We start from the raw sequence: 24,367 nt of genomic DNA, 5'->3' as shown, positions 1-24,367 counted from the left end.
GCCGCCGATCCCCGGCCCGCCGGCGCAGCCGTCGGCCCCGGGCCGGCTGCCGCAGCCGGGTCCGCCGCTACCGCCACCCGCGACTCCGCCGCCGGGCACCCCGGCCGCGGGCAACCCGGCTCCCGGGACGCCCCCGCCGGGTATCCCGGTGCCTCCGCGCGGACGCGGGTCCCGGCGTCCCGCGCCGGTCCGGCCGTGGCAGGACGAGGCTCAGCGCCCGCCCGACCCGGAGGCCACGCGGTTCATCCCGCGCACCGCCGGCGTCCCCATGAACTCGCGCTGGCCGGTCGCCGACCCGGACGTCATGCGCCCGTACGACGCGCTGGCCACCCAGGTCATGCCGGCGCTCAAGACGCCGCTCGTCAAGCCGGTCGAACCGGGCGCGGAAGCCCCGGCCAAGGCGCCGTCGCTGGCGAAGGCGTCCGGCCGGATGGCGATCGCGTCGCTGATCAGCCGGATCACCGGCTTCCTGTGGAAGCTGCTGCTGGTCGCCGCGATCGGCCAGGGCATCGCGAACGACTCGTTCAACGTCGCCAACACGATGCCGAACATCATCTTCGAGCTGCTGATGGGTGGCGTCCTCGCCAGCGTGGTGGTGCCGCTGCTGGTGCGCTCCCAGGACGATCCCGACGGCGGCGCGGCCTACACCCAGCGGCTCATCACGGTGGCGTTCTCGCTGCTGCTGATCGGCACGGTGGTCGCGGTGCTCGCGGCCCCGGCGTTCACCAGCCTGTACGTCGACGGCTCCGGCAAGGCCAGCTCCTCGCTGACCACGGCGTTCGCCTACCTGCTGCTGCCGGAGATCTTCTTCTACGGCGTGTTCGCGCTGCTCTCGGCGGTGCTGAACGCCAAGCAGATCTTCGGCCCGACGGCGTGGGCGCCGGTGGTCAACAACCTGGTCGTCATCTTCACGATCCTGGTCGTCTGGGTCATGCCGGGGGACATCGACACCGCGAACCCGTCGATCACCGACCCGAAGGTGCTGACGCTCGGCATCGGCGTCACAGCCGGCATCATCGCCCAGGCCTTCCTGCTGGTGCCGCCGCTGCTCCGCTCGGGCTTCCGGTTCAAGTGGCGCTGGGGCATCGACAAGCAGATGAAGGAGTTCGGCGGCCTCGCGCTGTGGATCCTCGGCTACGTCGCGGTCAGCCAGGTCGGGTACACGATCAACACGCGCGTGCTGACCAGCGGTTCACCCGGTGGTGTGACCGCGTACAGCAACGCCTGGCTGCTCTTCCAGCTGCCGTACGGCGTCATCGGCGTCTCGCTGCTGACGGCGATCATGCCGCGGATGAGCCGCGCGGCCGCCGACGGCGACCACAAGAAGCTCATCGGCGACCTGTCGTACGCGTCCCGGATGTCGACGGTGATGCTGGTCCCGATCTCCGCGGTGATGACCGTGGTCGGCGGCTCGATCGGCATCGCGCTGTTCACCTTCGGCAAGGGCACGATCGACACCGCCGAGCGGCTCGGCGACGCACTCGCGATCTCGGCGTTCGCGCTGCTGCCGTACGCGCTGGTCATGCTCCAGATGCGCGTCTTCTACGCCATGAAGGACGCCCGCACACCGACGCTGATCATGATCGTGATGACGCTGGTCAAGGTGCCGCTGCTGTACCTGTGCCCGGTGCTGCTGTCGCCGGACAACGTCGTGCTCGGCGTCATGATGGTCAACGCGCTGACGTTCGTCGTCGGCGCGATCCTCGGCCAGGTGTGGCTCTGGGTGACGCTCGGCAACCTGCGCAGCAAGCGGGTGATCGGCGTGATCCTGTTCACGGTCGTCGCGAGCGCCCTCGGTGTCGGCGCCGCCTGGGTGGCCGGCCAGCTCGTGCCGGACGCGTTCGGCCCGAAACTGGGGGCTTGGGCGAAGCTCTTCCTGCAGGGCATCGTGGGGATCGTCGTCTCGTTCGGGGTACTCATGGCGCTGAAGGTCGAAGAGCTGAAACCGGCGACTTCGAGGTTCACCCGGTTGATCAAGCGGGGGTAACGATTCCGGTACGGATGGCGACGACTCCCGCGTCGTATTCTGGGTAACCTTGGAGCGGGGAGCTAACGGGAGAGTGCGGGTGGACACGAGGCGGAGCGAACAGGCGGGGGGTGCGAACCACGTGGGCAAGGCCCAGGTCGGATCGCTGGCCCCCGGGCGTGTGGTCGGCGACGGCCGCTACCGCCTCCTCGCGCAGTTCGGCGTGGACGAGCGCGGTGACGCGCACCTTTGGCGTGCCCGTGACGGGCAGCTGAAGCGGGACGTCGCGCTGACCCTGCTGGTCGGCGACCCGGCCGACCCGGAAGCCGCGCGGCTCGCGCGGCGCACCCTCGAACGCGCGACCCACGCGTCCAAGTTCGGCCACGGCGGGGTCGCCCGCGTGCTCGACGTGCTCGCCCTCGGCAGCGGCATCACCTCCAGCGAAGGCCTGCTCGGCGTCGTCGTCGCGGAGTGGACCAAGGGCAGCGACCTGGTCGACCTCGTCGCGCAGCGGCCGGTGGCGCCCGCCGCGGCCGCGCGGATGGTGCAGGCGCTGGCCGAAGCCGTCGAACAGGCCCACCAGAACGGGCTCGTCCTCGGGCTCGACCACCCCCAGCGGCTGCGGCTGACGCCGAACGGCGCGCTGAAGCTCGCGTTCCCCGGCCCGCTGCCGGAGGCGACGCTGCGCGACGACGTCAAGGCGCTCGGCGCGGTTCTCTACCTGCTGCTCACCGGCCGCTGGGCGCTGCCCGGCGGCCCGCCCGCGATCCAGCCGGCCCCGACCACGCCGCAGGGGCGCATCGTCCCGCCGCGGCAGCTCATCCCCACGGTGCCCGCCGACCTCTCGTCGCTGGCCGTCCGCACGATCGAGGACGGCGGCAACGGCGGCATCCGCACCAGCGCGGCCATCCTCCGGATGCTCGACCAGGTGGCCGAGGAAGAGGAGCGCACGCAGCTGATCAAGGCCGTCGGCGGGGAGGCCGCCGAGGCCGAAGGCACGGTCTGGACGACGAAGAAGCCGGTCAAGGACGTCGCACGGCGGCGCAAGCTCGCGCTAGGCGTCACCGTGCTGGTGGTCGCGACGGTCGTCATCCTCGCCTGGGGCGGGCTGATGCTGATCAACGTCTTCCAGGGCGACTCGAAGGCGAGCGGCCCGACGATCAACGTCGCGGCGCCGCCGGCGTCGAGCCAGCCGGCCGGCCAGCCGCCCGCGACGAGCCAGCCGGCCCCACCGCCGTCGCCCGTCGTGGGAGCCGCGGTGAAGCCGCAGGCCGTCGCGGTCTACAACCCCGAGGGCAAGGGCGACAACACCGCGCGGGCGAAGTACGCCACCGACGACAAGCCCGAGACGCAGTGGCGGACCGAGCAGTACAAGCAGCAGTTCCCCGCCATCAAGCCGGGCGTCGGGCTCGTCGTCACCTTCAAGGACCCCATCACCCTCAGCCAGGTGAAGGTCGAGGGCGGCACGCCGGGCACCAAGGTCGAGATCCGTTCGGCGACCGAGAAGAACCCGGACTTCGCCGACACGAAGGTGGTCGGCAACGGCGACCTGAAGGACGGCGAGACGACCATCGCGCTGGCCCAGCCGGCGCAAGGGGAGTACTTCATCGTCTGGATCACCGCACTGGGTGGCGACGACGGGAAGTTCCAGACGGAAATCGCCGACCTGGCCTTCCTGCCTGCGGGGTGACGCGCCCGACAGGGTCAGTAGGCTCTTGCGGGTGACAGCTGCAGCTCCCACGGATGCGGATCTGATAGCGGCTCACGCCGCGGGGGACCCCCATGCGTTCAGCGAACTCGTCCAGCGACATCGCGACCGCATGTGGGCGGTCGCCCTGCGCACGGTCCGCGATCCGGAAGAGGCCGCCGACGCGTTGCAGGACGCGTTCATCTCGGCCTTCCGCGCCGCCGACAAGTTCCGCGCGGAGTCGCAGGTCACGACGTGGCTGCACCGGATCGTGGTGAACGCCTGCCTCGACCGGATCCGCCGCCGGCAGGCGCGCCCGACCGTGCCGCTGCCGGAAACCGGCTTCAACGAGCCCGCCACCCCGCGCGACTCGATGGCCGAGCGCGAGACCAGCCTGCTGGTGCGCGAGGCGCTCGACCAGCTGCCGGAAGACCAGCGCGCGCCGATCGTGCTCGTCGACGTCGAGGGCTACTCCGTCGCCGAGACCGCGAAGATGCTCGGCATCGCCGAAGGCACCGTGAAGAGCCGGTGCGCCCGGGGCCGCGGAAAACTCGCGAAGGTTCTCGGACACCTGCGGAACCCCGATGCGATTGCGAACGTCCCAACTCACGAAAGCAAACGGGCCGGGCGCCAGCCGGGTAGCGGGGAGGGACGATGACGGACGAAAGCCGGGGGATCGGGGGGACCGTCGGTCCGCCCTGGTCTGTCGACGTGCTCGCCGACCTCCACGCCGGCGTCCTGGACGACGCTGAGACCACGCGGCTGTGGCCGCTGGTCGACGCCGATCCCGAAGCGCGCGCCATCCTGGACGCCCTCGACGCCACGCAGGCCGACCTGGCCTCGCTCGCCGACGCGCCCGCCCCGCCGATGCCCGCCGAGTTCGCGGCCCGGCTGGACGCGGCACTGGCCGCCGAAGCAGCCGCCAAGTTTCCCGAGCAGCGCACGGCGCCGGCACCGCAGCAGGCCGGGAGCGGGGACGCCCAGGTGGTGGACCTCGCGGCGGCCCGGCGGCGCCGGAACAAGCGGCTCGGCTGGGCCGCCGGCGTCCTGACCGCGGCCGCGGCGGCGGTCGTCGCCGTGACGATCGCGATCCCGGGTACGTCGCAGCAGCCCGGCACCCCCAACGTCGCGGCCCCGCCGCCGTCCGGCCCGTCGGTCGGCAACGACGGCAGCGGCGCCCAGGCCCTGATCGGCAAGGCGGTCGGCGTCCGCGACTTCGGCCCGTTGCGGACCGAGGACAAGCTGGACGCGTGCATCGCGGCCGCCGGGCTCGACCCCAAGGTGCGCCCGGAGGGCATCCGCCCGGTCAACGTCGGCGGCAAGGCCGGCGTCATGATCATCCTGACCACCGGCAAGCTCGCCCAGTTCCGGCTCGTGGCCTTCGGCGCGGACTGCGGACCGGGCAATCCGGCCGTGCTGTTCGACAAGGTCGTCGGGGAGAAGTAGCGGCTGTGACATCCGGGGCTTCGCCCCGGGCCGGGGGCTCCGCCACCCGGAGCCCCCATGAGCGGCTGTCACCGCCGGGAACACCGGCCCCTACGATCGTGTTGAGCCTGGTACACGGGTCACTACGAGCGGAGGTCACGGGTGGCTGCCGAGGAAATCAGGAACCTGATCATCGTCGGGTCGGGTCCTGCCGGATACACCGCTGCCGTCTATGCGGCACGGGCCCAGCTGGAACCGCTGGTGTTCGAGGGCACGCAGTTCGGCGGCGCGCTGATGACGACGACCGAGGTCGAGAACTTCCCCGGGTTCCGCGACGGCATCATGGGTCCGGACCTGATGGAGGAGATGCGCAAGCAGGCCGAGCGCTTCGGCGCCGAGCTGCGCGCGGAGGACGTCGAGTCGCTGGAGCTGACCGGGGACGTCAAGTACGTCCACGCGAACGGCAAGCGCTACGCCGCCCGCGCGGTCATCCTCGCCATGGGTGCCGCGGCGCGGTACCTGAACGTGCCGGGTGAGCAGGAGCTGCTCGGGCGCGGTGTCTCGGCCTGTGCGACCTGTGACGGCTTCTTCTTCCGCGACCACGACATCGTGGTCGCCGGTGGTGGCGACTCGGCGATGGAGGAGGCGACCTTCCTGACGAAGTTCGCGAAGTCCGTCACGGTCGTGCACCGGCGCGACGAGTTCCGCGCGTCCAAGATCATGCTCGAGCGCGCCCGCGCGAACGAGAAGATCAAGTGGAAGCTGAACTCGCAGATCACCGGCGTGGTCGGCGACGGCAAGGTCGAAGGCCTGAAGCTGAAGGACACCAAGGACGGCTCGGAGTCGACGCTGGACGTGTCGGGCTTCTTCGTCGCGATCGGGCACGACCCCCGCAGCCAGCTGGTGCGCGGGCAGGTCGAGCTGGACGAGGACGGCTACGTCGTCACCCAGGGCCGGACGTCGTTCACGAACCTCGACGGCGTCTTCGCGGCCGGTGACCTGGTGGACCGCACCTACCGGCAGGCGATCACCGCCGCGGGTTCCGGGTGCAGCGCCGCGATCGACGCGGAACGATGGCTCGCGGAGCACGGCGAGTCGGACGCCCACGAGGCGGCCGAGCTGGTCGGCGGCGGCTACGGCGCGGGCACCCACTGACTTTCCGGCTTTCGACCAACCTGAAGGAGAAACCATGTCCAACACCGTGAAGGTGACCGACGCGACGTTCGTCGACGAGGTCCTGACCAGCGAGAAGCCGGTTCTGGTCGACTTCTGGGCCACCTGGTGCGGGCCGTGCAAGATGGTCGCCCCGGTGCTCGAGGAGATCGCGGCCGAGAACGGCGAGAAGCTGACCATCGCCAAGATCGACATCGACGAGAACCCGAACACGCCGCGTGACTACCAGGTGATGTCGATCCCGACGCTGATCCTGTTCCAGGGCGGCAAGCCGGTGAAGCAGATCGTCGGGGCCAAGCCGAAGGCCGCGCTGCTGTCGGATCTCGCCGACGTCCTCTGAACCGAACCAGCCCGGCGGACCCGGGGCCTGCGGGAACCCTCCTGCGGACCCCGGGTCCGTCGCCGTTCGAGGTAATCCCACCCATGTGGGTGAATCGAGCGTGACGGGGGCCATCGAGAGCGCACCACGATCGGGCTCTTGACCCACCTACCGGGCCTGCGCTGTCACCCAGAGTTGGCAGGGCACAATAGAGGACCTGGGTCCCTCCCAGCGAAGGTTTCTTGCCACGCACCGAGCCCCCGAATCGGTGCCCTAGGAAGAGCGAGGAGTGCATGCGGGTACTCCGCCGCGGTGACGCCGGTCCGGACGTCGCCGAGATCAGGTCCATCCTGGCCGGGATGGACCTGCTCCCGCCGGTCACCGGTACCGATGACTACGACACGTTCGACGTCGCCGTCGAGCACGCCGTGCGTGCCTTCCAGCAGCGCCGTGGGCTGATGACCGACGGCATCGTGGGTCCGGCGACCTTCCAGGCGCTCAAGGGCGCCAGCTACCACCTGGGCAGCCGCCCGCTGTCCTACATGATCGCGTCCCCGGTCCACGGAGACGACGTCTTCACGCTGCAGGAGCGGCTCACGGAGCTGGGCTTCGACGCCGGCCGCCCGGACGGCTACTTCGGCGCGGCGACCGAGCGCGCGCTCAAGACGTTCCAGCGCGACATGCGCCTGACGCCGGACGGTATGTGCGGCCCCGCGACCATCCGGGAGCTGCACCGTCTGTCCTCGCCGCGGGCCCGGGGCGGCCGCCCCGTGTTCCTGCGCGAGCAGGAGCAGGTGCGCCAGGCCGGCCCCCGCCTGCGCGGCAAGCGCATCGTGATCGACCCCGGCCACGGCGGCGACGACCTCGGCGTGGTCGCCGGCGGCCTGCGCGAGGCCGACATCGCGTGGGACCTGGCCCGCCGGCTCGAAGGCCGGATGAAGGCCACGGGCATGGAGGCGCTGATCTCCCGCGGCCCGAACCACAGCCCGACCGAGCTCGAGCGTGCCCAGTTCGCCAACGACGCGGGCGCCGACCTGTTCCTCTCGCTGCACAGCGACAAGAACCCTTCGCCGCGCGCGCAAGGCGTCGCGAGCTTCCACTTCGGCAACGGCAACGGCACGACGTCCACGGTGGGCGAGCTGCTGGCCGGCTTCATCCAGCGCGAGGTCGCGGCCCGCACGGGCCTGCAGGACAACCGCACCCACTACAAGTCGTGGGACATCTTCACCCGCACCCGCTGCCCGGCGGTCCGGGTCGAGATCGGCTACCTGACGAACCCGGACGACGCCCGCAAGCTCGGCGACCCGGCGTTCCGCGACATCGTCGCGGAAGGCATCCTGATCGCCGTCAAGCGCCTGTACCTGCTCGGCGAAGGCGACCAGCCGACGGGAACGTTCACGTTCGCCGACGTCCTGGCGCACGAGCTCGCCAAGGCCGAATAGGGCTGACCACAACCCCTAGCGGCTCACCTTCACCTGCCCCACCACCCCTGGGGACGCAGCCTGTGCGTCCCCAGGTTTTCGGGCAGTTCTCCACAGCTTGTCCACCGCTCCTATCAGCGCTCTGTGGATAACTCGGCACTTCTTCCACAGCTGTGCACACACGACGGAATCCGTCGTTTCGGGCCAGGTGGAGCTGCGGCGCAAACGTTTGCGGCCTAGTGGAGAGACGCAGCTCAGGCGCGGCCGAGACTGGGCTCGGCCGTGGTGATCGTCACCTGGCCGAGCAGCCGCTCGAGCGCCGCCTCGACGTCTTCCTTCCAGGTGATCGCGGAGCGCAGTTCCAGGCGCAGGCGCGGCCACTTCTGGTGCGGGCGGACGGTCTTGAAGCCGACGCTCTGCAGGAACGCCGCCGGCAGCACGCAGCTGTGGCCGCCGTCGGGGTCCGACTCCTCGGGACGAGCGTCGCCGAACGCCTCGATCGCGCGCACGCCGCGTTTCGTCAGGTCCTTGGCGACCGCCTGGACGAGCATCCGGCCGAGGCCGCCGCCGCGGAACTCCGGGAGCACCTGGAACGCCGTCAGCAGGACCGCGTCCGCGCTCGGCGGGGACGTCGGGAAGGCCAGCGAGCGCGGGACGGCGTTCGGCGGTGCGTACAGCACGAACCCGACCGGCAGCGTGTCGCTGTAGACGATGCGGCCGCAGGAACCCCACTCGAGCAGCACGCTCGAGACCCAGGCTTCCTTCTCGACCTCGGTGGCGCCGAACTCCTCGGCCTGGTTCTTCAGGTGCGGGGCCAGCTCCCAGTAAACGCACCTGCGGCAGCTCTTCGGCAGGTGCTCCAGGTTGTCCAGTGTGACGCCCACGACGCGACGTGACACCCGCGACCTCCCTGACCCCTGCGCTCCCGACGGCTGCCCGGTCGTCAAGCCGCGCGGTGGAGCAGCACGATCACGGGAGCCTGGGTCGAGGATAGGCCGATGTGACAAGCACCGAAAGGCCAGGGGTACCGGATGGGTGCACGGTTACACTCGACGGGATCTGTCGTGCCATTTACAAGCAGCCCTGTCAACCGAGCCCCGGGTGAATCGTCGATGACCGAGAACCGCCCCAGCAAGCCGCACAGCGGCCGCCAGAACCTCGACCCGCACCTCGAGCGGTACGCCGCGCGCACCGCCGGGATGACCGCCTCCGAGATCCGGGCGCTGTTCGCGGTGGCCAGCCGGCCCGAGGTGGTCTCGCTGGCCGGGGGCATGCCGAACCTGGCCGCGCTCCCGCTCGACACGCTCTCGGCGCAGGTGGCGGAGATCATCGCCGAAGACGGGCTCGTCGCCCTGCAGTACGGCTCGGCGCACGGCGTCCCGGTGCTGCGCGAGCAGATCTGCGAAATCATGGCGCTGGAAGGCATCAAGGCCCACCCGGACGACGTCGTGGTGACCGTCGGCTCCCAGATGGGCCTGGACATGGTCACGCGGCTGTTCTGCGACCCGGGTGACGTCGTGATCGCCGAAGGCCCGTCGTACGTCGGCGCGCTGGGCTCGTTCGCCGCCTACCAGGCGCAGGTCGTGCACGTGGCGATGGACGAGCACGGGCTGGTGCCGGAGCTCCTGCGCGAGGCGCTCGCGCAGACGGAAAAGGCCGGCCGCCGGGTCAAGTTCCTCTACACGATCCCGAACTTCCACAACCCGGCCGGCGTCACGCTGGCCGTCGAGCGTCGCGAGGAGATCCTCGAGATCTGCCGTGACCACAACGTCCTGGTCGTCGAAGACAACCCGTACGGGTTGCTCGGCTTCGACGGCCAGACCTACCCGGCGCTGCGCTCGACCGACCCCGACAACGTCGTGTACCTCGGCTCGTTCTCGAAGACGTTCGCCTCCGGCCTGCGCGTCGGCTGGGTGCTCGCGCCCCACGCCGTGCGCGAAAAGCTCGTCCTGGCCGCGGAGTCGGCGACGCTGTGCCCGCCGACGTTCAACCAGATGATCGTGTCGCGCTACCTGGCCACGCACGACTGGAAGGGCCAGATCAAGAAGTTCCGCGAGAACTACCGCGAGCGGCGCGACGCGATCCTCTCCGCGCTCGACCAGTACCTGCCCCCGGGCTGCTCCTGGACCAAGCCGGACGGCGGTTTCTACGTCTGGGTGACGGTGCCGGAAGGCGTCGACACGAAGGCGATGCTGCCGCGCGCGGTGACCGCGCGGGTGGCGTACGCGTCCGGAACCGGCTTCTACGCCGACGGGTTCGGCAGCCGCCAGATGCGGCTGTCCTACTGCTACCCGACGCCGGAGCGGATCCGTGAGGGCGTCCGGCGGCTGGCGGCCGTGCTGGAGTCCGAAATGGACCTGGCCCGCACCTTCGGTAACGTGGGCTCGCGCCAGATCCAGGGGCCGCAGAACCCGTCCCCGGACACGGTCTAGTTCTTACCTTCCTAAGGAGTTTCCACGGTGGTCGACCGTACCGTTGCCGTGCTCGCCGGCGGGCTTTCGCACGAACGCGACGTCTCGCTGAGGTCCGGCCGACGGCTCTCCGCGGCGTTGAAGTCCGAGGGCCTCGGCATCGAGGAGTGGGACACCGACGCGGGGCTGCTGGAGCGCCTGCGCACCCAGCGGCCGGACGCGGTGGTCGTCGCCCTGCACGGCGGCGAGGGCGAGAACGGCTCGGTGCAGACGGTGCTGGAGATGCTGGAGGTGCCGTTCGTCGGCACCGGCTCCCAGGGCTGCCGCCGCGCGTGGGACAAGCCGACGGCGAAGGCGCTCGTCGAGAACGCCGGGTTCGTGACGCCGGGCTGGGTGGTGCTGCCGCACAGCACGTTCCGCGAGCTCGGTGCCCAGGCGGTGCTCGACGCGATGGTCGAGCAGCTCGGCCTGCCGCTGATCCTCAAGCCGGACCAGGGCGGCTCGGCGCTCGGCACCCAGGTCGTGCGCGAGGCGGCGGAACTGCCGGCGGCGATGGTCGGCTGCTTCGCGTACGGAGACACGGTGCTCGCCGAGCGGTTCGTGGACGGCGTCGAGGTGGCCGTGACGGTCATCGAGGGCGAGAACGGACCGGAGGCCCTCCCCGCGGTCGAGATCGTCCCGGAGAGCGGCGTGTACGACTACACGGCCCGCTACACCGCCGGCCTGACCGACTTCTTCACCCCGGCCCGGCTCGACGACGCCGCGGCCAAGGCGGCGGCCGAACTCGCCGTCGCCGCGCACCGCGTCCTCGGCCTTCGGGACATCTCGCGGACCGACGCGATCGTCGCGCCGGACGGCACGGTGCACTTCCTGGAAGTGAACCCCTCGCCGGGCCTCACCGAGACGTCGACGGTCCCGATGGCGATCGAGGCGGCGGGCAAGTCGCTCGGCACGGTCTTCGCCGAACTGATCGGGCGCGCGATCTCCCGCTGAGTCAAAGGTACGGACGGAAGTGGTCGGCCACGTGGTCGGCCACTTCTTCTGTTTTTCGGGAGCCGTCGACTTCCAGGACCCGGACGCCGAACTCTCGCGCCCGCGTGACGGCGTCCTGTGCGAGCACCCGATCCCGCGCCAGCCGGTTTCGCTGCGCGCGCTCCGGATCGCTGACCTTGTTCGTGACCGAACCCGCCCGCGGCAGGGTGGCCGCCTGGTGCAGCCGGAACTCGTCGGTCGGCACCATGACGATCATCCGGCGCGGCGAGTCGAGCAGCGGCACGACCAGCTCCGGGCGCAGCCCCCAGCCTTCGGCGATCAGCGGCCGCGGCGAGTCGAGCGCGCGCAGGTCGTCGAGCGTCCACTTGAACCGCAGCGCGAAGATCTCGCGGGAGTCGGCCGCCATCTTCTCCGGCGTGCGACGGACCCAGTTCTCCTCCGGATCGCGCTCGACGTGTTCACCGCGTGCGAGCCGGCGATCGAAGTGGCCGCGCGCGTCGTGGTAGTCGTAGTGGTACGCCGTCAGCCCGTGCCGGACGGAGAGCAGCCGGGCGACCGTCGACTTCCCGGCCCACTGCCCACCCCCGATCCAGAGCGCGCGGCCGATGGTTCCGGTCGGATCCCACACGCTTCCCCCTCGTTGCTCAGCGTCGCGGCGAGGTTGGCTTTCCGCAATCATCACCGTGACGAAACACCCTGGGGTGATCCCTAATCGGTTTTCGGTGTCTGATTCGCCCCATTCGCGTCGATGATCGCGACGATGCGTTCGAGGTCGTCGACCGAGCCGAACTCGAGCGTGATCCGGCCCTTGCGGCGGCCGAGGTCGACCTTCACCCGGGTGTCGAACCGGTCCGAGAGGCGGTTCGCGAGCTCCTGCAACCCCGGCGCCTGGATCGGCTTGCGCGCCGCGGGCTTCGGCTTGGCCGGCTTCTCGCTCTTCTTGAGCGTGACTGCTTCCTCGGTCGCGCGGACCGACATGCCCTCCGCGATGATGCGCGCGGCGAGCTCTTCCTGGCTGTCGGCGTCCTCCAGCGACAGCAGCGCGCGGGCGTGGCCGGCGGACAGGACGCCCGCGGCCACCCGGCGCTGCACCGGCAGGGGAAGCTTGAGGAGCCGGATCGTGTTGGTGATGACCGGCCGGCTGCGGCCGATGCGGCTCGCCAGCTCTTCGTGCGTGACGGCGAACTCGTCGAGCAGCTGCTGGTACGCCGCCGCCTCTTCGAGCGGGTTCAGCTGGACGCGGTGGATGTTCTCCAGGAGCGCGTCGCGCAGCATCGACTCGTCGGCGGTCTGCCGGACGATCGCCGGGATCGCTTCGAGCTCCGCCTGCTGCGACGCGCGCAGCCGCCGCTCGCCCATGACGAGCTCGTACTCGTCTTCCCCGAGCTCGCGGACGACGATGGGCTGCATGAGCCCGAACTCGCGGATCGAGTGCTCGAGTTCGGAGAGCGCGTCCTCGTCGAAGACCTGACGCGGCTGCTTCGGGTTCGGCTTGATCGAGCCGACCGGGATCTCGCGGTAGACCGCGCCGGCGACCTCGCCGCCGTGCGTCTTCGCCTGACCGTTCGCCGCGAACCAGCCCTTGTCCTCGGCTGCCTTCTTCTCCGCCGCCGTCGCGTCGGCGGGCGCGGGCAGGGGACCACCCCCGGTGGGCCCGGTCGGGATGAGGGCGGCGAGGCCGCGCCCCAGTCCTCCTCTGCGCTCGGTCATGTGGAACTACCCTTCTCCAACTGTGCGCCACGTTCGGCGATCTCCTTCGCCGCGTCGACGTAGCTCATCGCACCGCGTGAACCGGGATCGTAAGCGAGGACGGTCTGGCCGTACCCAGGTGCCTCGGACACCTTCACGCTCCGGGGGATGACCGTCTTGAGGACCGTGTCGCCGAAGTGGTTCCGCACCTCGTTCGTCACCTGGTCGGCCAGCTTGGTCCGGCCGTCGTACATTGTGAGGAGGATCGTCGAGACGCGGAGCTCGCGGTTGAGGTGCTGCTGCACGAGCTCGATGTTGCTCAGCAGCTGCCCGAGCCCTTCGAGCGCGTAGTACTCGCACTGGATCGGGATGAGCACCTCCTGCGCCGCGACCATCGCGTTGACCGTCAGGAGGCCGAGCGAGGGCGGGCAGTCGATGAAGACGTAGTCGACACCGATCTCGTCGAGGATCTCCGAGGAGATCGCCTCCTTGAGCCGTGACTCGCGGGACGCCATCGAGACGAGCTCGATCTCGGCGCCGGCGAGGTCGATCGTCGCGGGAACGCAGAAGAGGTTGGGGGACTGCTCGGTCGGCTGGGCGGCGTCCGCGAGCGTCACCTCGCCGATGAGCACTTCGTAGATGGACGGCGTCCCGGACCGGTGGTCGACGTCGAGCGCGGTGCTCGCATTCCCCTGCGGGTCGAGGTCGACGACGAGCGTCTTGAGCCCGTGGACGGCGAGGGCGGCGGCGAGGTTGACCGTGCTCGTGGTCTTGCCGACGCCGCCCTTCTGGTTGGCGACGGTCATCACGCGACGCCGGCCGGGGCGGGGAAGCGTCCGCTCCGGGTGCAGCAGACGCGCGGCGCGGGTGGCTTCTTCGGCGATCGGGGTCCAGCCCACGTCGGGCGTGGTCTCCGTGGAGTCGGACGGCGGGGGATTCACCGGTCTCGACACCTCCTCCATATAGACGTCTGGTCGGTGGTCGAGTCGCGTCGTTTCACGTGGAACACCGCGGCTCGTTAACGCTTCCTGCTCCGCGCCTTCGGCTTGCTCGCCGTCGGGAGGCGACGGATCTTCACGACCGTGCTGGGGACCTCTAGTACTGCGGCACCGCATTCGACGATCAGCGGGTCGGCCCCGCCGGCCTTGCTGATGGCGGCACCGTCCCGCTCGATCTCGTCCGCCGCACTGGCGCCCTTGAGGGCAACCAGGAAGCCTCCGGACCGGACGAGCGGCAGGCACCAGTCCGCGAGCCGGGCGAGCGGAGCGACCGCGCGGGCGGTGACGATGTCGGCGCCACCGAGCTGCTCACGCACAGGCCGCTCCTCCGCGCGTCCACGGACGATGGTGATCGGGAGTTCCAGCTTCTCGGCCACCTCGGCCAGCCAGTCCACCCGGCGGGCCATCGGTTCGAGCAAGACGATATCGAGGTCCGGCCGCGCGATCGCGAGCGGTACTCCCGGAAGCCCAGCGCCCGACCCGACATCGACGACGCGGGCACCCTCCGGGATCTGCTCACCGATGACGGCCGAGTTGAGGACGTGCCGCTCCCACAGCCGCTCGACCTCCCGCGGTCCGATCAGCCCGCGTTCGACCCCATGACGTTCCAGGAGTTCGACGTACCCGGCGGCCCGGTCCACGTGCTCACCGAACACCCGCCCTGCCGCGGCCCGCACCGCCACCGCAGCCTGATCCAAGCTCACTCCGTCTACTCCTCGTCCGCGCGTTTCACGTGAAACGGCGCTCGTTCGATTGTCCCTGATGTCGAGTCGAATACGAGCCGACAGACCGCAGATGTGGACAACTCCACTCGGCTAGCGGCGGTCTGGGGATGGTTCCACGTGAAACGACGAGCCTAGGTCGCCGATCGGGACGGTACGCGTTCCACGTGAAACATCATCGATGTAATTCGCTCGGCCGCGGTTGAGCGTTCCGCAGCCGGATCCCGCTGAAGCCGAGCGGGCTCGCCGACAACGCGTCAACGAACGCACACAGGTCCGGCAGCACCGGTACACCGTCCAAACCAGCGCGCGGGACACTGCCGCGGGAACCAGTAGTCCGGTGCCTGAGCCGCGTCGACCGCCCAGACGTACGCCCCCGGCTGCTGAGCCGTCGCGGCGACGTGCGGGGAGAAGCAGGTGATCGTCGGGTCCCTCCGAGAAGTGGAGCACCTCACCGGGCAGAGGACGCATGCACACAAAAGAAGCGGCCCCACCTGACCGAGTCAAGTGGGGCCGCTTCGGAAGAACTGAACTCAGGACTCCGGGAAGATCACCACGCGGCGCTTCGGGTCTTCGCCCTCGCTCTCGCTCGTGACGCCGGCGACCGTCGCCACCGCGTCGTGGACGACCTTGCGCTCGAACGGGCTCATCGGCTGCAGCCGCACCCGCTCGCCGCTCTGCAGGACCGACTCCGCCGTCGAGCGGCCGAGCTCGCGCAGCTCCTCGCGGCGGTCCGCGCGCCAGCCCGCGATGTCCAGCATCAGCCGGCTCCGCGATCCCGTCTCCTGCTGGACCGCGAGCCGCGTCAGCTCCTGCAGCGCCTCGAGCACCGTGCCGCGGGGACCGACGAGCTTCTCGAGGTCCTCGCCGCCGTCGATGCTCACGATCGCGCGGCCCGCCTCGACGTCCAAGTCGATGTCGCCGTCGTAGTCCAGTAGATCGAGCAACCGCTCGAGGTAGTCACCGGCGATGTCGCCCTCCTGCACGAGGACGTCGTCGCCACCCCCCGACTTCTGCTCGCCGGCTTCGTCGGCCGCCGGCTCCGGGGTCACGTCGTCCTGATCGGCGTCGATCGTGTCGATCGTCTCCGACATCATTCGTCTCCTCTCCGAACCGGTCGCGCCTCAGCGGCGCTTCCGGCCCGACTTCCTGGTCGAGTCTTTGAGAAGGCCCGGCACCCCGGTGCCGTTGTCCTTCGAGCCGTTCTGGCCGTTGGTCTCGGCGGGGGCCGGGTCCGCCACGGTCGCGCTGTCCGCCTTCGCGGCCGCGTCCGCCTTCGCCTTCGCGGCGGCCTCGGCCGGCGTGGTCTGGGCGAAGCCGTGGGCCGAACCCGCCTTCGTGACCTTCTTCTGCGAGCCGCCCTGCGCGGACTGGTTCTTCTTCTGCTGGACCGGCTTCTGGCCGACCTTCGGCGCGGCCGGCTTCTGCCCCGGCTTCGGGCCGAGCGACGCGCGCTTCTCGATGGCTTCGGCCTTGCGAGCGGCCTCTTCCTTGTCGATCTTCGTGTAGACGAGGCGCTGCTGCATCAGGGTCCAGCCGTTGTTCGCCAGCCAGTAGAAGAGGAGGCCGAGCGGGAACAGCGCACCGAAGACGAGCACACCGAGCGGGAAGATGTACATCGTCAGCTTGTTCATGATCGCGGTCTGCGGGGTGGCCGACGCGGCGTTCTGGCGAGCCACCGAGTGCCGCGCGGTGAGGTGCGTGGCGATGGACGCGACGATCATCAGCGGCAGCGCCACCGGGAGCACGCCCCACTGGAAGCCGACGTTCGCGGCCCCGCCGCTGACGACGCCGACACCGTTGTAGACGGCCTCGCCGAGGTTGACGCCGAAGAGCTTCGCGGAGACGTACGAGTGGACGTCGGCCTGGGAGAAGAAGTAGTTCTCGGTCTTCGGGCCACCACCGGGCGGCGGCATGGTGAACGCGCGGAGCACGTGGTTCAGGCCGATGAACACCGGGATCTGCAGCAGCATCGGCAGGCAGCTGCCGAGCGGGTTCACGCCGTGTTCGCGCTGGAGCTTCTGCATCTCCTGCGCCTGGCGCTGCCGGTCGTTGGCGTACTTCTTCTGGACCTTCTTCATCTCCGGCGCGAAGTCCTGCATCTTCTTCATCGACCGGACCTGGTTCACGAACGGCTTGAACATGATGCCGCGGACCGTGAACGTGAGGAAGATGATGCCGAGGATCCAGGAGATCGCCGTCGCTTCACCGAAGACGAACCCGAAGACCTTGTGCCAACACCAGAGGATGAAGGACACGGGGTAGTAGATGAAATCGAGCACTGCTGCTACTCCTCGATCGGTGTTTCAGGTCTGCGGTAGCGCCACGAGAACTTCTCGGGGACCGGGTCGCGGCCGGGCGGGGTCCACGGGCCGCAGCGCAGCAGCCGGCGCAGCGCGAGGTAGGAGCCGCCGCCGGCGCCGTGCCGGGTCAGGGCTTCGACTGCGTACGCGCTGCAGCTCGGGTAGAACCGGCAAGCCGGCGGGAGGAAGGGCGAGATCGCCTTGCGGTAGAGCTTGATGGGGAGCAACAGGACCCACGCGACGGGACCGGGCCGCGGAGGCGCGGGCTCGGCGGTGCCGTCATCGACGTGGTCGTGCTCGTGGGTGGCTCGCATGCCGGTCACACCGCTGATCCGTGGTCGGGGGCCGCGTCCGCGGGACGCGTCGGGCGCGGGGCATCCCCGGCCGGACGGCGCGACGGCGACAGTCCCAGACGGCGCAGTGCAGCGTCGAGATCGGCCCCGAGCTCCGCGCTGGACGCGGACGCGGACGGCGGCAATGCCCGTACGACCAACGCACTACCAGGGGGAAGGGTTCCGAGCCGGGCCGAAACGAGGTGACGCAACCGGCGGGTGACGCGGTGGCGGACCACCGAGTTGCCGACGGCCTTGCTCACCACAAAACCCGCCCTGGCCGCCGACGTGACGTCGGCGGCCTCGGACGGGTCCGTGGTCAGTGCGTGGACGACGAGGCGACGCCTGCCTGCCCGGGACCCCCGACGGAGAACCATCCGGAAGTCCTCACTCCGCCGCAGACGTGCGGCAGCCGGCAGCACGGCGCGCCCCGACGTGCCGGATCAGGCGGACAGCGCGGCGCGGCCCTTGCGACGGCGGCCCGCCAGGATGGCCCGGCCGGCACGCGTACGCATGCGCAGGCGGAAGCCGTGCGTCTTCGCGCGACGGCGGTTGTTCGGCTGGAAGGTGCGCTTACCCTTGCTCACTGCTTCTCCTGTGTGTCGCGGTGTCCGTGTTCCCACCAGCCCGGGGAAGAAACTCTTCCCCCCACCTGGCGTGTCGTGCGGGCGCACGGCAGTCTCTGGTGTCTCCTACCAACGTGTGGCCTCGTCACGACGAGCGACGACAACGTGGGCACGCGAATAGCACCCGTCGGATACGGGAGACCTTACGAGGGTACGCACCCCCGTCGGACGTCCGGCAAGCACCCCCTTCGCCACGGTCCGCGACCGGGCGTGACGCCGAGATCATCGACGCCGCGGCACCGAATGGCCACCCGCCGTACACCGTGAAATGCTGGCGGCCCAGGATGCCTTGTGGCAGCGGGCGGGGCTTGTTAGCGTGCCTCTCTCGGGTCACCGGTCGAGGTGCACGAGTATCCGGGTGGTGGAGTGCCCACCGGCGTACGACGAGCCCGCAGGTGGCGTCGCCGCGGGTCGCCGTACATTAGTGCACAGCTGTGGACAACTATGTGGATATTCGCTGTGCCGATGCACACGCAGGCAGCGCAGGGGCGCCGGACCGCGTGACCAGGGGCGTCGGTCGTCCACGCCGACGAGGGGAGGGGAGCCGAACAGGTGTCGGAGCACCAGCACAATCTGGGCGTCATCTGGGAACAGGTGGTACGCGAACTGTCCGACGGGACCCTGTCCCCCCAGCAGCGCGCCTGGATGCGCGTGACCCGCCCGATCGGCCTGCTCGACGGCACCGCGCTCCTGGCGGCCCCCAGTGACTTCGCGAAGGAAGCGATCGAACGCGGCCTCCGCGGCGCGATCACCGACGCGCTTTCCCGGCGGCTAGGCCGCGCCATTTCGCTCGCGGTGAAGGTCGACAGCACCGAAGCCGTCGCGCCGGTCGCCGCTCCGCACTACGTGCCGTCACCCGGCCGAGTGGAAAACGGGGTCAGCCCGGAGCCGGCGCCCGTGCCGCGGCCGGGCCCCGGTCCGATGCTGCCGCCGCCGCGTCCCGAGCCCACCCCGCCGATGCCCTCGCACCAGTCCGCCGCGCCGAAGCCCGACGACGGTGACGACACGGACGAAGAGGTCGACGAAGAGGGCGAAGCGCTCGCCGCCGTCCACGAGATCTGGCCGACGTTCTCCGGCCAGCCGATCGCCGGCCAGCCCTACACCGCGCCGGCGCAGCCGCAGACGTCGAAGACGAAGCTGAACGAGAAGTACACCTTCGACACCTTCGTCATCGGTGCGTCCAACCGCTTCGCGCACGCGGCCGCGGTCGCCGTCGCCGAAGCACCGGCCCGCGCGTACAACCCGCTCTTCATCTGGGGCGAATCCGGGCTCGGCAAGACGCACCTGCTGCACGCGGTCGGCCACTACGCGCAACGGCTCTTCCCCGGCATGCGCGTCCGGTACGTCTCGACCGAAGAGTTCACGAACGACTTCATCAACTCGCTGCGCGACGACCGCAAGGTCGCGTTCCAGCGGCGCTACCGCGACATCGACATCCTGCTCGTCGACGACATCCAGTTCCTGGAAGGCAAAGAAGGTACGCAGGAAGAGTTCTTCCACACCTTCAACACCCTCCACAACGCGAACAAGCAGATCGTCGTCAGCTCCGACCGCCCGCCCAAGCGCCTCGAGACGCTGGAAGACCGGCTGCGGACGCGGTTCGAGTGGGGCCTGATCACCGACATCCAGCCGCCCGAGCTCGAGACGCGCATCGCGATCCTCCGCAAGAAGGCGGCGCAGGACAGGCTGGCGGTGCCGGGCGACGTCCTGGAGTTCATCGCCTCGCGCGTCGAGGCGAACATCCGGGAGCTCGAAGGCGCGCTCATCCGCGTCACCGCGTTCGCGTCGCTGAACCAGCAGCCGGTGGACGCCGCGCTGGCGGAGATCGTGCTGCGGGACCTCATCCCCGACTCGCACGCCCCGGAGATCACCGCGCCCACGATCATGGGCGTCATCTCCGAGTTCTTCGACGTCACGCTCGACGACCTGTGCGGCCCCGGCAAGACGAAGGCGCTCGCCACCTCCCGCCAGATCGCGATGTACCTCTGCCGCGAGCTGACCGACATGTCGCTCCCGAAGATCGGGCAGACGTTCGGCGGCCGCGACCACACGACCGTCATGCACGCGGACAAGAAGATCCGCAAGGAGATGGCCGAGCGCCGGCGGATCTACGACCAGGTGCAAGAGCTGACCTCGCGCATCAAGCAGCGAGCGCGTCAGTAGCACATCCCTTATCCCGCAACGACTTCGGGGCGTCCACGCACTGTGGACGCCCCTTTGTCGTCTTTGGACTGTCCGAAGCGAGCGAAGCAGCGAAGCCGCGTACGCGCGCTTCGCAAACTCGCGGAAATTGTTTGTACACAAGGAACTTTCCCCATGGTGTGGGCAGTTTGCCCACAGTGCCAGCGGATCTCTGATCAGCGACGACGCGGATTCCGTCCACACCCCGCCCACAGGTGATCCACAGTGAATCCACACCCTTGTCCACGCTGATTCCACAGGTTGCCCACATTGTGTGCACAGGAGGGGCCCATCACTCGGAAGAGGGGTTCGGACCCCTCCGCGCACCCCCAGACCCTGGGGACGGATCGCCGTACACCTGGGGACAACCATGGGGACAACTGTGGGCAACTGTGGACGAATCGGGGGTCGCCCGAAACCATCCACCGACGCCCCGATCTACCCACAGGACTGCCACCATGGTTCTCCACACGCCCGCGACCCCTCCGACCTGCGCAAAGGAGCTCCATCCACACAATCCACAACACTTACTACTGTTACTGCCTTTAGATCTCTTCTAAGAGAGAAAAAGATAAAAACAGGCGGCGGGCGAATCTGGGGACAGCCGCGAGAACGTGTCGTCATGTCGACAAAGCGAAGAGCAGCCCGAGGTGACGCGGGCCGCCGCGACGGCCTAACGTGGACGCCTGCACCTGGTCCGTGCTCCGGCCGCTCTCGCGGAGGGCGGACCGGCCGGAGGGGGCAGCCGGTCACTGCCCCGCCAGAGCGAGGCCTGGCCCGAGCCGCCAGGGGCTCGGTCGTCGAAAGGATGCGCGCATGAAGATCCGCGTCGAGCGTGACGGGCTCGCCGACGCCGTCGCGTGGGTGGCGAGAAGCCTCCCCTCCCGGCCTCCCGTGCCGGTGCTGGGCGGTGTGCTCCTCGACGCCGGTTCCGACGGCGACACCGACGCACTGACGGTCTCGGGCTTCGACTACGAGGTATCGGCCACGGTCGGCGTCCCGGCGACGATCGCCGACGGCGGCCGCCTGCTGGTGTCCGGGCGCCTCCTCGCCGATATCACCAAGTCACTGCCCGCGCAGCCGGTCGAGATCTCCGTCGACGGCGCGCGCGCCACCATCACCTGCGGCAGCGCGCGGTTCTCCCTGCCGACCATGCCGGTCGAGGACTACCCGCAGCTGCCGTCCCAGCCCGCCTTCGCGGGCGAGCTCGCCGGCGACGCGTTCGGCCAGGCCGTCACCCAGGTCGTCGTCGCCGCGGGCAAGGACGACACGCTGCCGATGCTCACCGGCATGCGGCTCGAGATCTCCGGCAGCTCGCTGACCCTCGTCGCGACCGACCGCTTCCGGCTCGCCATGCGCGAGTTCACCTGGCAGCCGGCCGAGGGCCTGGCCGACGCCGCGGTGCTCGTCCCGGCGCGCACCCTCGCCGAAGCCGCCAAGACGCTCGGCGCGAGCGGCGCCACGATCCGCCTCGCCCTCGCCAGCGGCGAAGGCCTGCTCGGCCTGTCCGGTTCCGGGCGCTACACGACGACCCGCCTGCTCGACGCGGAGTTCCCGCCGTACCGCCAGCTGCTGCCCGCGTCGCACACGTCACGCGCGGTCATCGACGTGTCCGCTCTCACCGAGAGCATCAAGCGCGTTTCACTGGTGGCGGAGCGGGGGACTCAGGTACGACTGGAATTCGGGGACAACACGCTGCGGTTGTCCGCGGGTGGCGATGACGAGGGAAGCGCCGAAGAGGAGCTTCAGGTCGAGTACGAAGGTGAGCCGGTGACCATCGCGTTCAACCCGGGTTACCTCGTCGACGGCCTCGGCGCGCTCCACAGCGACCGGGCGGAGCTGACGTTCACCACGCCGAACCGGCCCGCGCTGATCAAGCCCGCCGACCCGGAGGGCAACGTCGTCCCCGGTTACCTCTACCTCCTGATGCCGGTCCGCCTCCCGGGCTGACCCGCTTTTCGTTAGTACGTAAGGGGATCTCATGGTTCAGCTCGGTCTGATCGGCCTGGGCAAGATGGGCTTCAACATGCGTGAGCGGCTGCGCGCGGCCGGTCACGAGGTGGTCGGCTACGACCGCAACCCGGACGTCAGCGACACCACGTCGCTCGAAGACCTGGTGTCCAAACTGGACGGGCCGCGGATCGTCTGGATCATGGTCCCGGCCGGCGACCCGACCCGCCAGACCGTCACCGAGCTGGGCAACCTGCTCGCCGAGGGCGACATGGTGATCGACGGCGGCAACTCGAAGTACACCGACGACAAGCTGAACGCCGATCTGCTCGCGGCGAAGAACATCGGTTACGTCGACTGCGGCGTGTCCGGTGGCGTGTGGGGCAAGGACAACGGCTACGGCCTGATGGTCGGCGGCACCGCGGCCGACGTCGAAAAGGCCATGCCGATCTTCGACGCGCTGCGCCCGGAAGGCCCGCGCGAGGAAGGCTTCTCGCACGCGGGGGACGTCGGCGCGGGTCACTACGCGAAGATGATCCACAACGGCATCGAGTACGGCATGATGCAGGCCTTCGCCGAAGGCTTCGAGCTGCTCGAGGCGGCGAAGGTCGTCAACGACGTGCCCTCGGTGATCAAGGGCTGGCAGCGCGGCACGGTCGTCCGGTCCTGGCTGCTCGACCTGCTCGTGCGCGCGCTCGACGAAGACCCGGAGCTGGACGACCTCGAGGGGTACGTCGAGGATTCCGGCGAAGGCCGCTGGACGCTGGAAGAGGCGATCAACAACGCGGTGCCCGCGCCGGTCATCTCGGCCGCGCTCTTCGCGCGGTTCGCTTCGCGCCAGGAGCACTCGGCCGCCATGCGCGCGGTCGCCGCGCTGCGCAACCAGTTCGGCGGGCACGCCGTGAAGAAGGTCGGCGGATAAGGAGTTCCGGGTGTATCTGCGCCACCTGCAGGTCACCGACTTCCGCTCCTGGCCCCAGGCCGATCTCGCCCTCGAACCCGGGCCGACCGTGCTGGTCGGCCAGAACGGTCGCGGCAAGACCAACCTGCTCGAAGCGATCGGGTACGTCGCGACGCTGGGCTCGCACCGCGTCGCGACGGACGCGCCGCTGATCCGGCACGGCTGTGAGCGCGCGCTGGTGCGGGTCGCGGTGGTCAACGAGGACCGCGAACTGACGGTCGAGCTCGAGATCACCGCCGGCCGCGCGAACCGCGCCCGGGTCAACCGCGGCGCGGTCGGCCGGCCGCGTGACGTGCTCGGGATCCTGCGCACGGTGCTGTTCTCGCCGGAGGACCTCGCGCTGGTCCGGGGTGACCCGGGCGAGCGACGCCGGTTCCTCGACGAGCTCCTGGTGCTGCGCGCGCCGCGGTACGCGGGGGTCCGGGCCGACTACGAGAAGGTGCTGAAGCAGCGCAACGCCTTGCTCAAGACGGCCGGGAAACGGCGTACGGGTCGCGAAGACCCGTACGCGCTGTCGACGCTGGAAGTCTGGGACGACCACCTCTCGGTGGCGGGTGCGGAGCTGCTCGCCGCGCGCCTGAACCTCGTTGCGGACCTCGGGCCGTACGCGGCTTCGGCGTACATGGGCGTCGCTCCGGACTCCCGGCCGGCGAAGATTTCGTACCGGTCTTCGCTGGGCGCGGCCCTGCCGGAGACGTACGGCGTACCGGCTGGCGAGCGGGCGCAACCCGAAGTCCTCAAGGACGTCCTCCTCAAGGCGCTCGGCGAAGCTCGGAAGGCGGAGCTCGAGCGCGGGATCAGCCTCGTCGGCCCGCACCGGGACGAGCTGGAGCTGATCCTGGGCGAGGCGCCGGCCAAGGGCTACGCGAGCCACGGCGAGTCGTGGTCGTTCGCGCTCGCCCTCCGGCTCGGCAGCTACGAGCTGCTGCGGGCGGAGGCCGGTGAGCCGGTGTTGCTGCTCGACGACGTGTTCGCCGAGCTGGACCGCAAGCGCCGGGCCCGGCTGGCCGAGGTGGCCGCGAGCGCCGAACAGGTGCTGGTGACCGCCGCGGTCGACGAAGACGTGCCCGGCGAGCTGGCCGGGTCCCGGTTCGTGGTGGCGGATGGTGAGATTTCGCGTGGCTGAACAGACCGAACCGGGTTCGGCAAGATCAAGTCGCACACGCCGTGTGATCGCCGACACAGCAGTTACCCACCGATCTGGGGACAA

General features: G+C 69.9%; 24 protein-coding genes. 13 read left to right on the top strand and 11 right to left on the bottom strand.

The window, feature by feature from the left end; all coding sequences use genetic code 11:
* Positions 1-46: 46 nt before the first annotated feature.
* The 7 genes from murJ (at position 47) to ACZ4TR_RS01195 (ending at position 8,012) form a co-directional block, all read left to right on the top strand.
* Positions 47-1,987 (top strand): murein biosynthesis integral membrane protein MurJ, encoded by a 1,941-nt coding sequence (gene murJ / locus ACZ4TR_RS01225; protein WP_465286257.1) that lies wholly within the window; start codon positions 47-49, stop codon positions 1,985-1,987.
* A gap of 79 nt (positions 1,988-2,066) precedes the next feature.
* Entirely contained in the window at positions 2,067-3,656 is a 1,590-nt protein-coding gene (locus ACZ4TR_RS01220) for a protein kinase family protein (protein ID WP_465285254.1), read from the top strand.
* A 31-nt stretch (positions 3,657-3,687) separates the two neighbouring features.
* Complete coding sequence (gene sigM / locus ACZ4TR_RS01215) at positions 3,688-4,311, top strand: RNA polymerase sigma factor SigM (RefSeq protein WP_086679039.1); 624 nt, start codon at positions 3,688-3,690, stop codon at positions 4,309-4,311.
* On the top strand, positions 4,308-5,099 hold the full coding sequence (locus ACZ4TR_RS01210; protein ID WP_465285253.1) for a hypothetical protein: 792 nt from the start codon (positions 4,308-4,310) through the stop codon (positions 5,097-5,099). The genes sigM and ACZ4TR_RS01210 overlap by 4 nt, the downstream gene beginning before the upstream one ends.
* Before the next feature lie 141 nt (positions 5,100-5,240).
* Positions 5,241-6,233 (top strand): thioredoxin-disulfide reductase, encoded by a 993-nt coding sequence (trxB, locus tag ACZ4TR_RS01205; protein WP_465285252.1) that lies wholly within the window; start codon positions 5,241-5,243, stop codon positions 6,231-6,233.
* Between the two features lie 34 nt (positions 6,234-6,267).
* Positions 6,268-6,591 carry a thioredoxin gene (gene trxA / locus ACZ4TR_RS01200; RefSeq protein ID WP_020642536.1) on the top strand — a complete coding sequence of 108 codons (324 nt, stop codon included), beginning with the start codon at positions 6,268-6,270 and terminating at the stop codon, positions 6,589-6,591.
* 272 nt (positions 6,592-6,863) lie between these two features.
* Positions 6,864-8,012 carry an N-acetylmuramoyl-L-alanine amidase gene (locus ACZ4TR_RS01195; RefSeq protein WP_285477675.1) on the top strand — a complete coding sequence of 383 codons (1,149 nt, stop codon included), beginning with the start codon at positions 6,864-6,866 and terminating at the stop codon, positions 8,010-8,012.
* A gap of 233 nt (positions 8,013-8,245) precedes the next feature.
* On the opposite strand, the gene ACZ4TR_RS01190 is transcribed toward ACZ4TR_RS01195, so the two are convergent.
* Complete coding sequence (locus ACZ4TR_RS01190; protein ID WP_284743442.1) at positions 8,246-8,890, bottom strand: GNAT family N-acetyltransferase; 645 nt, start codon at positions 8,888-8,890, stop codon at positions 8,246-8,248.
* Positions 8,891-9,103: 213 nt separating this feature from the next.
* Here ACZ4TR_RS01190 and ACZ4TR_RS01185 point away from each other — a divergent pair, with 213 nt between their 5' ends.
* Positions 9,104-10,423 (top strand): aminotransferase-like domain-containing protein, encoded by a 1,320-nt coding sequence (locus tag ACZ4TR_RS01185; protein ID WP_364518541.1) that lies wholly within the window; start codon positions 9,104-9,106, stop codon positions 10,421-10,423.
* Between the two features lie 27 nt (positions 10,424-10,450).
* The gene (locus ACZ4TR_RS01180; RefSeq protein ID WP_364518539.1) at positions 10,451-11,395 is read left to right on the top strand and encodes a D-alanine--D-alanine ligase family protein; all 945 of its coding nucleotides are present in this window, start codon (positions 10,451-10,453) and stop codon (positions 11,393-11,395) included.
* A gap of 1 nt (position 11,396) precedes the next feature.
* On the opposite strand, the gene ACZ4TR_RS01175 is transcribed toward ACZ4TR_RS01180, so the two are convergent.
* The 10 genes from ACZ4TR_RS01175 to rpmH all read right to left on the bottom strand — a co-directional run bounded on the left by ACZ4TR_RS01175 (position 11,397) and on the right by rpmH (position 18,026).
* Positions 11,397-12,023, bottom strand: coding sequence for a hypothetical protein (locus ACZ4TR_RS01175; protein ID WP_465285251.1), 627 nt, complete (start codon positions 12,021-12,023; stop codon positions 11,397-11,399).
* Positions 12,024-12,103: 80 nt separating this feature from the next.
* A complete protein-coding gene (locus tag ACZ4TR_RS01170; RefSeq protein ID WP_465285250.1) occupies positions 12,104-13,105 on the bottom strand; it encodes a ParB/RepB/Spo0J family partition protein in 1,002 nt (333 codons plus the stop codon).
* Positions 13,102-14,025, bottom strand: coding sequence for a ParA family protein (locus tag ACZ4TR_RS01165; protein WP_465285249.1), 924 nt, complete (start codon positions 14,023-14,025; stop codon positions 13,102-13,104). Before ACZ4TR_RS01165 ends, ACZ4TR_RS01170 begins: the two co-directional genes overlap by 4 nt.
* Before the next feature lie 77 nt (positions 14,026-14,102).
* The gene (rsmG, locus tag ACZ4TR_RS01160) at positions 14,103-14,786 is read right to left on the bottom strand and encodes a 16S rRNA (guanine(527)-N(7))-methyltransferase RsmG (protein WP_465285248.1); all 684 of its coding nucleotides are present in this window, start codon (positions 14,784-14,786) and stop codon (positions 14,103-14,105) included.
* 275 nt (positions 14,787-15,061) lie between these two features.
* Positions 15,062-15,259, bottom strand: a complete 198-nt coding sequence (locus tag ACZ4TR_RS01155) for a DUF6886 family protein (protein ID WP_465285247.1) — start codon at positions 15,257-15,259, stop codon at positions 15,062-15,064.
* Positions 15,260-15,337: 78 nt separating this feature from the next.
* Positions 15,338-15,898 carry a Jag family protein gene (locus tag ACZ4TR_RS01150; protein WP_364518527.1) on the bottom strand — a complete coding sequence of 187 codons (561 nt, stop codon included), beginning with the start codon at positions 15,896-15,898 and terminating at the stop codon, positions 15,338-15,340.
* A gap of 30 nt (positions 15,899-15,928) precedes the next feature.
* Positions 15,929-17,086 carry a membrane protein insertase YidC gene (yidC, locus tag ACZ4TR_RS01145; RefSeq protein WP_364518525.1) on the bottom strand — a complete coding sequence of 386 codons (1,158 nt, stop codon included), beginning with the start codon at positions 17,084-17,086 and terminating at the stop codon, positions 15,929-15,931.
* Positions 17,087-17,091: 5 nt separating this feature from the next.
* A complete protein-coding gene (gene yidD / locus ACZ4TR_RS01140; protein WP_364518523.1) occupies positions 17,092-17,421 on the bottom strand; it encodes a membrane protein insertion efficiency factor YidD in 330 nt (109 codons plus the stop codon).
* A gap of 5 nt (positions 17,422-17,426) precedes the next feature.
* The gene (rnpA, locus tag ACZ4TR_RS01135) at positions 17,427-17,861 is read right to left on the bottom strand and encodes a ribonuclease P protein component (protein ID WP_364518521.1); all 435 of its coding nucleotides are present in this window, start codon (positions 17,859-17,861) and stop codon (positions 17,427-17,429) included.
* Positions 17,862-17,882: 21 nt separating this feature from the next.
* A complete protein-coding gene (rpmH, locus tag ACZ4TR_RS01130) occupies positions 17,883-18,026 on the bottom strand; it encodes a 50S ribosomal protein L34 (RefSeq protein ID WP_003082934.1) in 144 nt (47 codons plus the stop codon).
* A gap of 591 nt (positions 18,027-18,617) precedes the next feature.
* On the opposite strand from rpmH, the gene dnaA reads away from it, so the two are divergent.
* The 4 genes from dnaA (at position 18,618) to recF (ending at position 24,283) form a co-directional block, all read left to right on the top strand.
* Positions 18,618-20,228 carry a chromosomal replication initiator protein DnaA gene (dnaA, locus tag ACZ4TR_RS01125; RefSeq protein WP_465285246.1) on the top strand — a complete coding sequence of 537 codons (1,611 nt, stop codon included), beginning with the start codon at positions 18,618-18,620 and terminating at the stop codon, positions 20,226-20,228.
* Between the two features lie 834 nt (positions 20,229-21,062).
* Complete coding sequence (gene dnaN / locus ACZ4TR_RS01120) at positions 21,063-22,196, top strand: DNA polymerase III subunit beta (protein WP_364518517.1); 1,134 nt, start codon at positions 21,063-21,065, stop codon at positions 22,194-22,196.
* Between the two features lie 31 nt (positions 22,197-22,227).
* Positions 22,228-23,118 carry a phosphogluconate dehydrogenase (NAD(+)-dependent, decarboxylating) gene (gnd, locus tag ACZ4TR_RS01115; protein WP_465285245.1) on the top strand — a complete coding sequence of 297 codons (891 nt, stop codon included), beginning with the start codon at positions 22,228-22,230 and terminating at the stop codon, positions 23,116-23,118.
* A 10-nt stretch (positions 23,119-23,128) separates the two neighbouring features.
* A complete protein-coding gene (gene recF / locus ACZ4TR_RS01110) occupies positions 23,129-24,283 on the top strand; it encodes a DNA replication/repair protein RecF (protein ID WP_465285244.1) in 1,155 nt (384 codons plus the stop codon).
* The last annotated feature ends 84 nt before the right edge of the window (positions 24,284-24,367 follow it).

This window comes from Amycolatopsis sp. NPDC028719, from assembly GCF_055565395.1.
The sequence above is the reverse complement of the archived record's forward strand: the minus strand, read 5'-3'. Positions and strand labels throughout refer to the sequence as shown.